This window comes from Nocardioides pyridinolyticus (genome assembly GCF_054653575.1).
Genome location: NZ_BAAIFY010000110.1, coordinates 1 through 288 on the forward strand (window position 1 = coordinate 1; position 288 = coordinate 288).

The 288-nt window shown below is 63.5% G+C and carries 1 protein-coding gene; it reads left to right on the forward strand.

Going from position 1 to position 288, the window contains the following annotated elements:
- A partial coding sequence (locus ACYQ0U_RS22865; RefSeq protein WP_459976177.1) for a DUF6318 family protein occupies positions 1-288 on the forward strand: 288 nt, incomplete at both ends.

Consider the following 288-nt stretch of genomic DNA (forward strand, 5'->3'; position numbering starts at 1 on the left):
GACGGACGCCGCCGCTGCTGAGGCGTTCGTTGAGTTCTTCTTCGACATGGTCACCTACGCGCAAACCACGGGGGACGTGGCTGGCTTGCAGGCCCTGGCCCGCCTATGCGATGGGTGCGATGGCGGGACGGATTCCATCGTCGACATCTATGCCCGGGGAGGTGAGATCCGGGGCGGCGAGGGCTCGGCACGCGACTTCGAAGTCGGCTATCTGAGGAGAGATCCTGAGCCTTGGGCGTCAGTCGAGTGCACGGTCTTTACAGCGAAACAGACAATCGACCTGCCAGG